We start from the raw sequence: 14,184 nt of genomic DNA on the forward strand, positions 1-14,184 counted from the left end.
AGCGTAGAACAATTTTACCCGTCCAACTTACAGCCACCAGCGCAGCAAAAAGAAGAACGCCATGCTCAATAGCATGCTCAGCAAGGTATTACGGGTATAGATAACCAAACCTACTGCCACTAATGAACTAAGCAAATACGGGTTATCCCACTGCAAATTCAGCTGTTTGTCCGGCATGAACACGATCGGCCCGCAAATCGCCGTGAGCATGCCCGGTACGGCAAACCCGAGAAACTGCCGAGCATTACTGCTCAAACGTACCGGCAGGCGCGGTTCGAGAAACACGTATCGGTTGAGGAACACCAGAATCCCCATGCCGAAAATCACTGCCCAGACCATCATGTGCGCCCCAGATACAGCTTGTTGCAGACAAATCCTGCGGTCATCCCGGCCAGCCCTGACAACACCAGCGCCGAGCCCCACTGCCAATAGCTGAACAACACCGAGCAGAACAAAGACACGGCCACGCACACCACGGTCGGCACGTTACGCACCACCGGGGTGATCAACGCGATGAAGGTGGCGGCAATCGAGAAGTCCAGCCCCAGGTGCTCAAGCCCCGGAATGCTGCTGCCCAGGACGATGCCGGCCAGGGTGAAGAGGTTCCAGGCGATATAGAACGTCAGGCCGACGCCCAATGCGTACCAGCGATTGAACTGCTGACGGTCATGCTGGCTGGTCAGGGCGAACAGCTCATCGGTGAGCAAAAAGCCCAGGCCGATGCGCCAGCGTCCGGGCAGCGGCGAAATCACCGAGCGCATGCTCATCCCGTACAGCAAGTGTTGCGAGGTCAGCAGCAGCGTGGTCAACAGAATCGAGAAAATTCCGGCACCGCCCTTGAGCATGCCGATCGCCACCAGTTGCGCGGCCCCCGCGAACACGATGCTCGACAGGCCCTGCCCCTGTAACGGCGTGAGATTGGCTTCGATCGCCATGGAGCCGGCCAGCAGCCCCCACGGCGCCGTCGCCAGTGATAACGGCATGATCGCCGCAGCGCCGCGAAGAAACGCACTGCGCGGCATAAGTGAGTCAGACATAACGCTCTTCAATCGAGGAAACGGTCGCAGACTCTGCCAGCAAATGCCCTGTCGCGGCTTGAACAATCTTGCGCACTTGCGCTAAATCGCCGCGCCCCGGTGCGACTGTCGGCGTAGCATGGGAGCCTTCACAACCGCGTCAGGGAGACGACATGCTGTACCGAATCGCAGCCGACGGGCTGGTGCTGTTTCATCTGTGCTTCATTCTGTTCGTGCTGTTCGGCGGGCTGCTGGTACTCAAGTGGCCACGCTTGATGTGGCTGCACCTGCCGGCGGCCGCGTGGGGCGTGGCGGTCGAAGTGTTGCACCTGACCTGTCCGCTGACCTACTGGGAAAACCTGATGCGCCACGCCGCCGGGCAGACCGAATACGCCGGCGGCTTCATCGAGCACTACGTCTGGCCGATCATCTACCCCGCCGGGCTGACGCCGCAGATCCAGTTGGCGCTGGGCAGCGTGGTGCTGGTGATCAACCTGCTGGTCTACGGGCGCCTGGCCCGTGCGTGGAAACTGCGCCGCGCCAGCCGCATCCCGTTTTAACGCGTGGAGGGTTTCAAGGCTTGCAGCCAGGCCGGATCCAGGCGCTTCTGGTCGATCTCCAGACCCAGCGCCTGCATCCGCTCCTTGTGCGCTTCGACTTCCCGATGTAATTGCGCATGATCGCTGGAGTTACCGTCCAGTTCGTGCATCTGGGTCAGCCCCAGATGATAGAAGCGCAGCACCTTCATCGCGGTCGGATCGTTCTGTTCCACCGCCGCCGTCACCTGATGCATCACGTTGGTCACGCTCATCAGGCTGCGCTTGAGCCGCCAGCTATAGACCGCCGGGGCCATCCAGGTCTGATGCCAGAACTGCCCGCGCATCAGCGCCGCCGTCAGCAGGAACGCGACGAACACCCCGCCGACATTGAAGCGCAGATTGTCGCCGCCGGGTTCGCCGAACAGCGCCACCGCCGCCGTCGAAAGCACCATCGCCAACACCAGAAACAGCACGGCAATGATCAGCGTGCTGCGGCGGGTCTGCTGGCGAAACGTTGCTGGGTCCATCGGCTGGATCTCGAACATCGGGCATGACTTCCTTGAGCGATAAAAAGGGCAACGGAAAAAACTCGCCGGCGCATTATCGCCTCTATCGGGGATTTAGCTATGCTGGGGGCCCTTTTCATCTTTTCAGCGTCCAACGGGGGACATGGCGGTACAGCGCAGATCGTGCCATCTTCATTCATGGATACACACTATTCGGATGCCATTCGCCTGCCACTGGAATGACATCGTTTTAAGGATCATTGCATGACCCAACGACACGTAATCAATGCCTCGGTCAGCCCGAAAGGCAGCCTGGAAACCCTTTCTCAACGTGAAGTTCAGCAACTGAGCGAAGCCGGATCCGGCAGCACCTACACCCTCTTCCGCCAGTGCGCCCTGGCCATCCTCAATACCGGCGCGCATGTCGACAACGCCAAGACTATCCTCGAAGCCTACAAGGACTTCGAAATCCGCATTCACCAGCAGGATCGCGGCGTGCGCCTCGAACTGCTGAACGCCCCGGCCGACGCGTTCGTCGACGGCGAAATGATCGCCAGCACCCGCGAGATGCTGTTCAGCGCCCTGCGTGACATCGTCTACACCGAAAACGAACTCGACAGCCAACGCATCGACCTCAGCTCCTCACAAGGCATCAGCGACTACGTGTTCCACCTGCTGCGCAACGCGCGCACCCTGCGTCCGGGCGTCGAGCCGAAAATCGTCGTGTGCTGGGGCGGTCACTCGATCAACACCGAAGAATACAAATACACCAAGAAAGTCGGCCACGAACTGGGCCTGCGCAGCCTCGACATCTGCACCGGTTGCGGCCCCGGCGTGATGAAAGGCCCGATGAAGGGCGCGACCATCGCCCACGCCAAACAGCGCATCCACGGCGGTCGCTACCTCGGCCTGACCGAGCCGGGGATCATCGCCGCCGAAGCGCCGAACCCGATCGTCAATGAGCTGGTGATCCTGCCGGACATCGAAAAACGTCTGGAAGCATTCGTGCGTGTCGGCCACGGCATCATCATCTTCCCGGGCGGCGCCGGCACCGCCGAAGAGTTCCTGTACCTGCTGGGCATCCTGATGCACCCGGACAACGCCGGCCTGCCGTTCCCGGTGATCCTGACCGGGCCGAAACATGCCGCGCCGTATCTTGAACAACTCGACGCGTTCGTCACCGCCACCCTCGGCGATGCAGCGAAGCAGCACTATCAGATCATCATCGACGACCCGGCCGAGGTCGCCCGGCAGATGACGGCGGGTCTCAAAGCGGTGAAGCAGTTCCGCCGCGAGCGTAACGACGCGTTCCACTTCAACTGGCTGCTGAAGATTGACGAGAGTTTCCAGCGTCCGTTCGATCCGACCCACGAGAACATGGCCAATCTGAAACTGCACCGCGACCAGCCGCCCCACGAACTGGCGGCCAACCTGCGCCGCGCGTTCTCGGGGATCGTCGCCGGCAACGTCAAGGACAAGGGCATCCGCTTGATCGAAGAACACGGGCCGTACCAGATCCGTGGTGACGCGGCGATCATGCAACCGCTCGACGCGCTGCTCAAAGCCTTCGTCGCCCAGCATCGGATGAAACTGCCGGGCGGCGCGGCGTATGTGCCGTGCTATCGCGTGGTGGCGTAACTCTTCAGCCGCCGCATCAGCCAATGTGGGAGCGGGCTTGCTCGCGAAGAGGCCGTGTCAGTCAACAACAATGTTGCCTGACACACCCCTTTCGCGAGCAAGCCCGCTCCCACAATTGTTTTGAGGTCATTCCGATGCTGCCAATCAGCCTTTGTTTCTGACACAAAAGCCCCGTACATTCCTCACGACAGCCACCACCGGCCCGTACTAAGCTTCGCGATCAATTTTTCAGGGACGATTCATGAAACGGATTGCCGCGTGTCTGCTGTCACTCCTGGCCCTGGCGGCCGATGCGGCCGATCTGCAACTGCTCACCGACAACCACCCGCCCCTGCATTTCCAGCAAGGCGATCAACTGGTGGGCTACGGCGTGGATGTGGTGCGCGCGCTGGCCGAACAGACCGGCGACCGGATCGATCTGCAACAAGTGCCGTTGCTGCGCGCCCTGCGCACCGCCAGCGAAACACCCAACACCGGCGTCTTCACCGTCCTGCGTACCGACGAGCGCGATGACCGCTATCAATGGGTCGGGCCGCTGATTGAAGTCGAAACCGCGCTGTATGCCCATGCCAACAACCAGCCGCCGGTAAAAACCCTGCAGCAGGCGGATCAGGCCGGTCGTATCAGCGTGCCGCGCAAATGGCTGATCTACAGCTACCTGCAACAGCAGAACCTGAAGAACCTCGACGGCGTCGAAACCCCGGAACAGATGATGCGGCTGTTCAGCCTTGGCCGAACCGATTTCGTGGTCTCCGACACACTCTCCACCGCCGCGCTGGCCCGCACCCAAGGCATGGAACCGGGACGCTTGCAGTATCAGATTCCGCTGATGAAACAGGACACCTACATTGCCTTTTCGCTGCAGACCGATCCGGGTCAGGTGCAACGCTGGCAGCAGGCACTGGAAACCTTGCGCGCCGATGGGCGAATGGAACAGATTCGCCAGCGCTGGCTGATGAATGCACTGCCGAGATGACTGAGCTGCCCCGTTCAACTGTAGGAGTGAGCCTGCTCGCGATAGCGTCAGCCCCTTCAGCAATGAGGTGACAGACCCACCGCTATCGCGATCAGGCTCACTCCTACAGGGATCTGTGCAGCCGGTCTGCTTTCATTCCACCAGCCGCGCCGCCAACGCCTTCGCCTGCAATGCCACATCCGTCACCGCCGTGCTCTCCCACCACATCCCGCGCAACGGTGGCCCCATCGCGAACAATCGGCTGCCGGCCTGCCCTTCAGCGTCCAGCACCGCACCGTCCACCGCCGCCGCAATCCCCAACGCCAACGGCCCTGGGCGCACCAGCCCGCGCGCCAGCAACTGCTGCGGCAGCGGTCGCGCGACGCGGCGCCAATCGTACTCGATGCCGCTGGAATTGATCAGCGCTGCCCCCTGTACCACACAGGTTTCCGCTTCGCACCGACGCCGAATCCGAATACTCACACCCTCGCCCGCCACCGGCTCAAGCCCCTTGAACGACGCCGCCTGAATCCGCAACCGCCCCTCGTTGTGCAAGCGCTCCACCAATGCCGCACTCAACGGCGGCGAACGGTGATGATGGCTCTCCCACCACGGCCGTACATGGCGTACGAATTGTCGACGCTGCACGTCAGTCGCCTGACTCCACAGCCGTCCGATGTGCGCCCGCACCGTGTCCAGCGGCGCCTGCCAGTCGATGCCCTGAGCGATCGCCTCGCGGCAATGCCGACGTAGCTCGCGCAACAACTGTCGCGGCGTGCGAATGCTCTGATCCTCGGCGAGGAAGTCCACCCACGCCGGCGGTTGACGCCGCGCATGGGGCAACAGTCCGTGACGGGAAAACACTTCGATCGGCCCGCGATGCCCGGCCTGCTCCAGCGAAACCACCGCATCAACCATGGTCAGGCCGGAGCCGATGATCAGCACGGTCGATTGCGGATCGAGCTGGCGCATGGCCGCAACATCCCACGGATCAAGCGCTGCGGCATTCAGGCCGCTGGATTGTTTCTGCGGCGTGCGAGCGGCGGGGAACATGCCCGTGGCGAGCACGGCGCGAGCACCGCGCAGCGTCTGCCCATTGCTCAAGCTCAGTTGCACAGAGTCGGCATCGGTTTGCACATCGACGACTTCGGCGCAGATGTGCTCGACCGTCGAACCGTGCTGCGCACCAACGACCCGCGCTTCGGCCAGGCGCTGCTGCACATAGACGCCAAACAAGCCACGTGGCGGGAACAGCTCACTGATCGGCACGTTCTGCTCGGCAGATTGCGGCCAGCCGCCAGCGGCAATGTGCGCGGTCAGCCATTGAGTCAGATCATCGGGGTTGTCCGGGTCGACACTCATGCGCGCCGCATTGCCGTTGAGCGTATGCCCCAGTTCGACCGCGCTGTAAGCTTCACCGCGCCCAAGTTCAGCGCGTGGCTCGATGATCAGGATCTGGCGTTGGCCGGGCAGACGCAGCAATTGCACGGCCAGCATCGTGCCGCTGAGGCCTCCGCCGATAATCAGGATGTCTGCGTTCTGATTCATTTCAAATCACCACATTGCGCACAAACCGCACCGCGACCGCTCCGTCATTGCGATAGCCGTGCGGCTGGTTGCTGGCAAACATGAAAAACTCACCGGCGGAAATGGTGTTGGCCACGTCGCCAACCGTTAACGTCAAGCAACCTTCGAACACGTAAATCTGTTCGCTCCAGCCATCGGCGTCTGGTTGCGAGGGATAGACCTCGCCCGGTTGCAGGCACCATTCCCACTGCTCGACTTCACGGGTAGCGGTCGCCTTGGACAACAACACCGCTTTGCTGCCGGGAATCACTCCAGCCCACGCCACCTCGTTGATGCGGCTGGTATCGCGCGCGTCGGGGGCCTGGATCAGGTCGCTGAAGGCCACGTCGAGCGCTTCGGCGACCCGGTCGAGGGTGGTCAGGCTGACATTCTTTTCCCCGGCCTCGATCGCCACCAGCATGCGCCGACTGACGCCGGACTTTTCCGCCAGCGCGGTCTGGCTCATGTCGGCAGCGTGGCGCAGGCGCCGGACGTTATGACTGACGTGTTGCAGGACGGACGCCCGTTGGCTGGAATCTTTGTGCACTATATTGCTCACTCGGTGGGGTTGGGCAGTATACTGCGCAACGTTGGGCGCATTGTGCGTCCTGCCTTTTATAGTGCGCAAGGTCATGACGTCAGTGAACGGTTCCTCCACCCCTATACGCTTCTCCCGCTTCAGCAAGGCCGAGTGCGTGCTGGTGCTGATCACCATGGTCTGGGGCGGCACGTTCCTGCTGGTGCAACACGCCATGACCGTCAGCGGCCCGATGTTCTTCGTCGGCCTGCGCTTTGCCGCTGCGGCCGCCATTGTCGCGCTGTTCTCCTGGCGTCACTTGCGTGAACTGACCCTGTTCGAGCTCAAGGCCGGCGCCTTCATCGGCGTGGCGATCATGCTCGGTTACGGCTTGCAGACGGTTGGCCTGCAAACGATCCCGAGCAGCCAGTCGGCATTCATCACCGCGCTGTACGTGCCCTTCGTGCCGTTGCTGCAATGGCTGGTGCTGGGCCGTCGTCCGGGGTTGATGCCAAGCATCGGCATCATGCTGGCGTTTACCGGGTTGATGCTGTTGTCCGGTCCGTCCGGGGCTTCGCTGAATTTCAGCCCCGGCGAAATCGCCACGCTGATCAGCGCCATCGCGATTGCCGCCGAGATCATTCTGATCAGTACCTACGCCGGTCAGGTCGACGTGCGCCGGGTGACCGTGGTGCAGCTGGCGGTGACCTCTGTGCTGTCGTTCCTGCTGGTGGTGCCGACCGGCGAAGCGCTTCCGGATTTTTCCTGGACCTTGCTGGTGACCGCACTGGGCCTCGGCGCAGCGAGTGCGGCGATTCAGGTTGCGATGAACTGGGCGCAGAAGAGTGTTTCGCCGACCCGGGCGACGTTGATCTATGCCGGTGAGCCGGTGTGGGCCGGGATCGTCGGGCGAATCGCCGGGGAGCGCTTGCCGGCGATTGCCTTGGTTGGCGCGGGGTTGATTGTCGCGGCGGTGATTGTCAGTGAGCTGAAGACCAAGGGTAAGGTTGTCGAAGTAGACGCTGAGCTGGAGCGGGAAACCCAGGGCTGATCCTCGATATTTTTAGCGTCTGCCCTATCGCTTTCGCGAGCAAGCCCGCTCCCACCTTGGAATGTATTTCAAATGTGGGAGCGGGCTTGCTCGCGAAAGGGCCATCAGCGCCAACATCCACGTCCCTGAAACAATGCCAAACAGAAAATTCCAGACTACTTTGTAGGATTCTGAGACATCCTCGGGTTTGGTAATCAGGGAGCTGGCACGTATGATGCTTCACAAACTTCCGCAGATTAGAAGCCTATGTCCCTGATAGTTCTACTGCTTCTGCCATTCATTGGCAGCTGTCTGGCAGCGGTGCTGCCACACAACGCGCGTAATACCGAATCCCTGTTGGCAGGTCTGGTCGCTTTGATCGGCACCGTGCAGGTCGCGCTGTTGTACCCGCAAATCGCCCACGGCGGGGTGATTCGCGAAGAGTTCATTTGGCTGCCCAGCCTCGGTTTGAACTTCGTCCTGCGCATGGACGGCTTCGCCTGGCTGTTCTCGCTGCTGGTGCTGGGCATCGGCGCACTCGTCTCTTTATATGCGCGTTATTACATGTCACCGGACGACCCGGTGCCGCGCTTCTTCGCCTTCTTCCTGGCGTTCATGGGCGCCATGCTCGGGCTGGTGATCTCCGGCAACCTGATCCAGATCGTGTTCTTCTGGGAGCTGACCAGCCTCTTCTCATTCCTGTTGATCGGCTACTGGCACCACCGCTCTGACGCCCGGCGTGGCGCCTATATGGCACTGATGGTCACCGGTGCGGGAGGATTGTGCCTGCTGGCGGGGGTCATGATCCTCGGCCATGTCGTCGGCAGCTATGACCTGGACAAGGTCCTGGCCGCCGGCGATCTGATTCGCGCACATGCCCTCTACCCTGTTCTGCTTCCCCTCATCCTCATTGGCGCCCTCAGCAAAAGCGCCCAGTTCCCCTTCCATTTCTGGCTGCCGCACGCGATGGCGGCGCCCACCCCGGTTTCGGCTTATCTGCACTCGGCGACCATGGTCAAGGCCGGAGTGTTCCTGCTCGCGCGCCTGTGGCCGTCGCTGTCCGGCAGTGAAGAGTGGTTCTACATTGTCAGCGGCGCCGGTGCGTGTACGTTGTTGCTCGGCGCCTACTGCGCAATGTTCCAGAACGACCTCAAGGGCCTGCTGGCCTACTCGACCATCAGCCATCTGGGCCTGATCACCTTGCTGTTGGGTCTGAACAGCCCACTGGCAGCGGTCGCGGCGGTGTTCCACATCCTCAATCACGCGACCTTCAAGGCTTCGCTGTTCATGGCCGCCGGGATCATCGACCACGAGAGCGGCACCCGTGACATCCGCAAACTCAGCGGCCTGATCAAACTGATTCCGTTCACCGCCACGTTGGCGATGGTTGCCAGTGCATCGATGGCCGGCGTGCCGTTGCTCAACGGTTTCCTCTCGAAAGAAATGTTCTTCGCCGAAACCGTGTTCATCAACGCAACCGCGTGGGTCGAAGCAGCACTGCCGATTGTCGCGACCATCGCTGGCACATTCAGCGTCGTCTACTCGCTGCGCTTCACCGTCGATGTGTTCTTCGGCCCGACGGCTACCGACCTGCCGCACACTCCGCACGAACCGCCGCGCTGGATGCGTGCGCCGGTGGAGTTGCTGGTGTTCACCTGTCTGGTCGTCGGGATCTTCCCGGCGCAAGTGGTCGGGCCGCTGCTCGCGGCCGCCGCACTGCCGGTGGTGGGCGGCACGCTGCCGGAGTACAGCCTGGCGATCTGGCACGGTCTGAATGCACCGATGATCATGAGCCTGATCGCCATGTCCGGCGGCATCGTGGTCTATCTGCTGTTGCGCAACCAGCTCAAGCGTGGCCGCTTCAAATACCCGCCGCTGGTGGGCCGTTTCAACGGCAAGCGCCTGTTCGAGCGCAGTCTGGTGATCATGATGCGCATGGCCCGTCGGGTAGAACGCCGACTCGGCACCCGGCGCCTGCAGATGCAATTGTTCCTGATGGTCCTGGCGGCGGTGCTCGCCGGGCTGATCCCGATGTTGCACAGCAGCCTGAGCTGGGGCGACCGGCCGAAGATTCCGGGCTCCATCGTGTTCGTCACCCTGTGGCTGCTGGCGATTGCCTGCGCCCTCGGCGCGGCATGGCAGGCCAAGTATCACCGTCTCGCCGCCCTGACCATGGTCAGCGTCTGCGGGCTGATGACCTGCGTGACCTTCGTCTGGTTCTCGGCGCCGGATCTGGCCCTGACGCAACTGGCGGTCGAAGTGGTGACCACGGTGCTGATCCTGCTCGGCCTGCGCTGGCTGCCACGACGCATCGAGGAAGTCTCGCCACTGCCATCGAGCCTGCGCAAGGCCCGGGTGCGCCGCTTGCGCGACTTGCTGCTGTCGATCGCCGTCGGCGCCGGCATGGCACTGCTGTCCTACGCCATGCTGACGCGGCAGACGCCCAACGACATTTCCTCGTTTTACCTCAGCCGTGCCATGCCCGAGGGCGGTGGCAGCAACGTGGTCAACGTGATGCTGGTGGACTTCCGTGGCTTCGACACCCTCGGTGAAATCACCGTGCTGGTGGCCGTGGCGCTGACCGTGTTCGCCCTGCTACGCCGCTTCCGACCGCCGAAAGAAAGCCTGCAATTGCCGGCCCAGCAACGCTTGCTCGCGCCGGACGTGGTCACCGATCTGGTCAACCCGCGTACAGCCAGCGACACCGCACTCGGGTTCATGATGGTGCCGGCGGTGCTGGTGCGCCTGCTGCTGCCGATTGCGCTGGTGGTGTCGTTCTACCTGTTCATGCGCGGCCACAACCAGCCGGGCGGCGGTTTCGTCGCCGGATTGGTGATGTCAGTGGCGTTCATCCTGCAATACATGGTCGCTGGCACCCAGTGGGTCGAGGCGCAAATGAGCCTGCGACCGCTGCGCTGGATGGGCACCGGCCTGCTGTTTGCCACCGCCACCGGTCTCGGGGCGATGGCGGTCGGCTATCCGTTCCTGACCACCCACACCTGGCATTTCGCATTGCCACTGCTGGGCGAGATCCATATCGCCAGTGCGCTGTTCTTCGATATCGGCGTGTACGCCGTGGTGGTCGGCTCGACGCTGCTGATTCTGACCGCTCTCGCCCACCAATCGGTGCGTGGTCACAAGACCGCGTCGCTGCCCAAGTCCGTCGCCAGCAAAGGAGCCGTCTGATGGAAGAAGTCATCGCAATCGCCATCGGCGTACTCGCCGCGTCCGGTGTCTGGCTGGTGTTGCGGCCACGGACATTCCAGGTGGTCATGGGCCTGTGCCTGTTGTCCTACGCGGTCAACCTGTTCATCTTCAGCATGGGCAGCCTGTTCATCGGTAAAGAGCCGGTGATCAAGGACGGCGTGACCCAGGACCTGCTGCACTACACCGATCCGCTGCCGCAGGCCTTGGTGCTGACGGCAATCGTCATCAGCTTCGCCATGACCGCGCTGTTCCTGGTGGTGTTGCTGGCGTCGCGGGGCCTGACCGGCACCGACCATGTCGACGGCCGGGAGCCCAAGGAATGATGGCGATGACTCACCTGATCGCCGCACCGATCCTGCTGCCGCTGCTGACCGCCGCCATCATGTTGATGCTCGGCGAAAAGCACCGCCCGCTGAAGGCGAAAATCAATCTGTTCTCCAGCCTCGTCGGCCTGTTCATTTCGGTGATGCTGCTGCAGTGGACGCAAACCACCGGTGTGCCCGGTTCCATCGGCGTGTACCTGCCGGGCAACTGGCAAGCGCCGTTCGGCATCGTGCTGGTGGTCGATCGCCTCTCGGCGTTGATGCTGGTGCTGACCGGCATCATCGGCGTCAGCGCCCTGCTGTTTGCCATGGCGCGCTGGGACGGCGCGGGGTCGAGCTTCCACGCGCTGTTCCAGATTCAACTGATGGGCCTGTACGGCGCGTTCCTCACCGCCGACCTGTTCAACCTGTTCGTGTTCTTCGAAGTGCTGCTCGCCGCCTCCTATGGCCTGTTGCTGCACGGCTCGGGTCGGGCGCGGGTGTCGTCGGGGCTGCATTACATCTCGATCAACCTGCTGGCCTCGTCGCTGTTCCTGATTGGCGCGGCGCTGATCTATGGCGTCACCGGCACCCTGAACATGGCCGATCTGGCGCTGAAGATTCCACTGGTGCCGGAAGCCGACCGTGGCTTGCTGCACGCCGGCGCGGGGATTCTCGCCGTGGCGTTCCTGGCCAAGGCTGGTATGTGGCCGCTGAACTTCTGGCTGGTGCCGGCCTACTCCTCGGCGAGCGCACCGGTGGCGGCGATGTTCGCGATCATGACCAAGGTCGGCGTCTACACCCTGCTGCGCCTGTGGACGCTGCTGTTCTCCGGGCAAGCCGGGGCCTCGGCATTCTTCGGTGGTGACTGGCTGATCTACGGCGGCATGGCGACCATGGCCTGCGCGGCGCTGGCGATTCTGGCCGCGCAACGTCTGGAGCGCATGGCCAGCCTGAGCATTCTGGTGTCGGCGGGGATTCTCCTGTCGGCGGTAGGTTTCGCCCAGCCGAACCTGATCGGCGCAGCGCTGTTCTATCTGGTCAGCTCGACCCTGGCCCTGAGCGCACTGTTCCTGTTGGCCGAACTGATTGAGCGTTCACGTTCGGCCAATGAAATCCCGCTGGAGGACGAAAACGAGTTGTTGCCACGTCCGCAGGAATCCTTGCAACCGCCCAAGGGCATCAACCTCGACGACGAACAGAAAGCGGTGGTCGGTCAGGTCATTCCGTGGACCATGGCGTTTCTCGGTTTGAGCTTCATTGCCTGCGCGCTGTTGATCATCGGCATGCCGCCGCTGTCCGGGTTCATCGGCAAGCTCAACCTGATCGGTGCTCTGCTCAATCCGTTGGGGCTGGGAACTGATGCTCCAATCTCGAATGCCGCATGGGCGTTGCTGGCGCTGCTGATCCTCTCCGGACTGGCCTCACTGATGGCATTCGCCCGTATGGGTATCCAGCGTTTCTGGACACCCGAAGAGCGCCCTTCGCCGCTGCTGCGCAAGCTTGAATGTGCGCCGATCTTCCTGTTGCTGGGGCTGAGCATTGCACTGACCTTCAAGGCCGAGCCATTGCTGCGCTACACCCAGGCCACCGCCGACGCCTTGAACAATCCGCAGCAATACGTGATGGCGGTGCTCGGCACTCGCGCCGTGCCAAGCCCTGAAGCCAAGGCGGCGATGCTGGAGGTGCAACCATGAAGCGAGTATGTCCCGCGCCGTGGCTTTCACTGGCACTGTGGGCCTTGTGGCTCACGCTGAACCTGTCTGTCAGCCCGGGCAATCTGCTGCTCGGTGCAATACTGGGGTTCGCGGCACCGCTGATGATGCGCAAGCTGCGTCCGAAACAGGTACGCATTCGCCGCCCGCTGACGATCCTGCGCCTGTTCCTGCTGGTCGGTCGTGACGTGATCCTATCCAACCTGATCGTCGCCTGGGGCGTGCTCAACGCCGGTCGCCGACCGCCGCGTTCGCGCTTCGTCAAAGTGCCGCTGGACCTGCGCGACGCCCACGGTCTGGCCGCTCTGGCGATGATCTGCACCGTGGTGCCCGGCACCGTGTGGTCGGAGCTGGCGCTGGATCGCAGCATCCTGCTGCTGCACGTTTGGGATCTGGATGACGAGGCGCACTTCATCCACCACTTCAAGACTGCCTACGAGCAGCCGTTGATGGAGATTTTCGAATGAGCCCGCTGCTGTCGAACGCGATTCTGCTGACGCTGTTTCTATTCTCGCTGGCGATGGTCCTGACCTTGATTCGCCTGTTCAAGGGGCCTTCGGCACAGGATCGGGTACTCGCTCTGGATTACCTGTACATCGTCGCCATGCTGATGGTGCTGACGTTGGGCATTCGATATTCCAGTGACACTTACTTCGAGGCGGCGCTGCTGATCGCGCTGTTCGGCTTCGTCGGCTCGTTTGCCCTGGCGAAATTCCTGCTGCGTGGCGAGGTGATCGAATGAATGCTGAATTGTCACTGTGGGTCGAGATTCCGGTGGCGATCCTGCTGGTGCTCAGCGGGGTGTTTGCGCTGATTGGTGCGACCGGATTGCTGCGCATGAAGGATTACTTCCAGCGCATGCACCCACCGGCGCTGGCATCGACGCTGGGCGCCTGGTGTGTGGCGCTGGCATCGATCATCTGCTTCTCGGTGCTCAAGTCCGGGCCAGTGCTGCACGCGTGGCTGATTCCGATTCTGCTGGCGATCACTGTGCCGGTGACCACGCTGCTGCTGGCGCGGGCGGCATTGTTCCGCAAGCGCATGGCCGGGGATGATGTGCCGGCTGAGGTGAGTAGCCGCAGGACCGATAGTGGTAGTTAGTTTCTACACCTATGGTGTCTGAGCGGGCCTCTTCGCGAGCAAGCCCGCTCCCACATTTGGAATGCATTTCCCCTGTGGGAGCGGGCTTGCTC

Annotated in this window: 15 protein-coding genes; 10 read left to right on the forward strand and 5 right to left on the reverse strand. The window is 62.3% G+C overall.

From position 1 onward, the window contains the following. Positions 1–27: 27 nt before the first annotated feature. Together M0814_RS02150 and M0814_RS02155 are read right to left on the reverse strand one after the other, a co-directional pair. A complete protein-coding gene (locus M0814_RS02150) occupies positions 28–339 on the reverse strand; it encodes an AzlD domain-containing protein (RefSeq protein WP_177434727.1) in 312 nt (103 codons plus the stop codon). Continuing rightward, entirely contained in the window at positions 339–1,037 is a 699-nt protein-coding gene (locus tag M0814_RS02155; RefSeq protein ID WP_103484189.1) for an AzlC family ABC transporter permease, read from the reverse strand. The genes M0814_RS02150 and M0814_RS02155 overlap by 1 nt, the downstream gene beginning before the upstream one ends. A 152-nt stretch (positions 1,038–1,189) precedes the next feature. Between M0814_RS02155 and M0814_RS02160 the strand changes: the two genes are divergently transcribed. Further along, positions 1,190–1,576, forward strand: a complete 387-nt coding sequence (locus M0814_RS02160; RefSeq protein ID WP_103484190.1) for a DUF2784 domain-containing protein — start codon at positions 1,190–1,192, stop codon at positions 1,574–1,576. Here the strand turns inward: M0814_RS02160 and M0814_RS02165 are convergent. Next, on the reverse strand, positions 1,573–2,100 hold the full coding sequence (locus M0814_RS02165; RefSeq protein ID WP_103484191.1) for a DUF3087 domain-containing protein: 528 nt from the start codon (positions 2,098–2,100) through the stop codon (positions 1,573–1,575). The genes M0814_RS02160 and M0814_RS02165 overlap by 4 nt on opposite strands. Before the next feature lie 225 nt (positions 2,101–2,325). Between M0814_RS02165 and ppnN the strand changes: the two genes are divergently transcribed. Both ppnN and M0814_RS02175 read left to right on the forward strand, forming a co-directional pair. Beyond that, a complete protein-coding gene (gene ppnN, locus M0814_RS02170; protein WP_003225941.1) occupies positions 2,326–3,699 on the forward strand; it encodes a nucleotide 5'-monophosphate nucleosidase PpnN in 1,374 nt (457 codons plus the stop codon). Between the two features lie 241 nt (positions 3,700–3,940). Continuing rightward, entirely contained in the window at positions 3,941–4,675 is a 735-nt protein-coding gene (locus M0814_RS02175; protein ID WP_103484192.1) for a transporter substrate-binding domain-containing protein, read from the forward strand. A gap of 132 nt (positions 4,676–4,807) precedes the next feature. Here M0814_RS02175 and M0814_RS02180 read toward each other — a convergent pair whose 3' ends face one another. Beyond that, the gene (locus tag M0814_RS02180; RefSeq protein WP_103484193.1) at positions 4,808–6,202 is read right to left on the reverse strand and encodes an FAD/NAD(P)-binding protein; all 1,395 of its coding nucleotides are present in this window, start codon (positions 6,200–6,202) and stop codon (positions 4,808–4,810) included. A gap of 1 nt (position 6,203) precedes the next feature. Beyond that, entirely contained in the window at positions 6,204–6,767 is a 564-nt protein-coding gene (locus M0814_RS02185; protein ID WP_003225948.1) for an XRE family transcriptional regulator, read from the reverse strand. Between the two features lie 85 nt (positions 6,768–6,852). On the opposite strand from M0814_RS02185, the gene M0814_RS02190 reads away from it, so the two are divergent. The 7 genes from M0814_RS02190 (at position 6,853) to M0814_RS02220 (ending at position 14,092) form a co-directional block, all read left to right on the forward strand. Continuing rightward, the gene (locus M0814_RS02190) at positions 6,853–7,788 is read left to right on the forward strand and encodes a DMT family transporter (RefSeq protein ID WP_103484194.1); all 936 of its coding nucleotides are present in this window, start codon (positions 6,853–6,855) and stop codon (positions 7,786–7,788) included. Between the two features lie 246 nt (positions 7,789–8,034). Further along, positions 8,035–10,953 carry a monovalent cation/H+ antiporter subunit A gene (locus M0814_RS02195; protein WP_103484195.1) on the forward strand — a complete coding sequence of 973 codons (2,919 nt, stop codon included), beginning with the start codon at positions 8,035–8,037 and terminating at the stop codon, positions 10,951–10,953. Further along, entirely contained in the window at positions 10,953–11,297 is a 345-nt protein-coding gene (locus M0814_RS02200) for a Na+/H+ antiporter subunit C (RefSeq protein ID WP_003225953.1), read from the forward strand. Before M0814_RS02195 ends, M0814_RS02200 begins: the two co-directional genes overlap by 1 nt. After that, entirely contained in the window at positions 11,294–12,973 is a 1,680-nt protein-coding gene (locus M0814_RS02205) for a monovalent cation/H+ antiporter subunit D (RefSeq protein ID WP_003225955.1), read from the forward strand. Before M0814_RS02200 ends, M0814_RS02205 begins: the two co-directional genes overlap by 4 nt. After that, positions 12,970–13,458, forward strand: a complete 489-nt coding sequence (locus M0814_RS02210; RefSeq protein ID WP_103484196.1) for a Na+/H+ antiporter subunit E — start codon at positions 12,970–12,972, stop codon at positions 13,456–13,458. Before M0814_RS02205 ends, M0814_RS02210 begins: the two co-directional genes overlap by 4 nt. Then, a complete protein-coding gene (locus M0814_RS02215) occupies positions 13,455–13,733 on the forward strand; it encodes a K+/H+ antiporter subunit F (RefSeq protein ID WP_103484197.1) in 279 nt (92 codons plus the stop codon). Before M0814_RS02210 ends, M0814_RS02215 begins: the two co-directional genes overlap by 4 nt. Continuing rightward, a complete protein-coding gene (locus tag M0814_RS02220; RefSeq protein ID WP_003225960.1) occupies positions 13,730–14,092 on the forward strand; it encodes a Na+/H+ antiporter subunit G in 363 nt (120 codons plus the stop codon). Before M0814_RS02215 ends, M0814_RS02220 begins: the two co-directional genes overlap by 4 nt. The last annotated feature ends 92 nt before the right edge of the window (positions 14,093–14,184 follow it).

Source organism: Pseudomonas sp. MWU12-2020 (assembly GCF_023100605.1).
Classification (GTDB): domain Bacteria; phylum Pseudomonadota; class Gammaproteobacteria; order Pseudomonadales; family Pseudomonadaceae; genus Aquipseudomonas; species Aquipseudomonas fluorescens_H.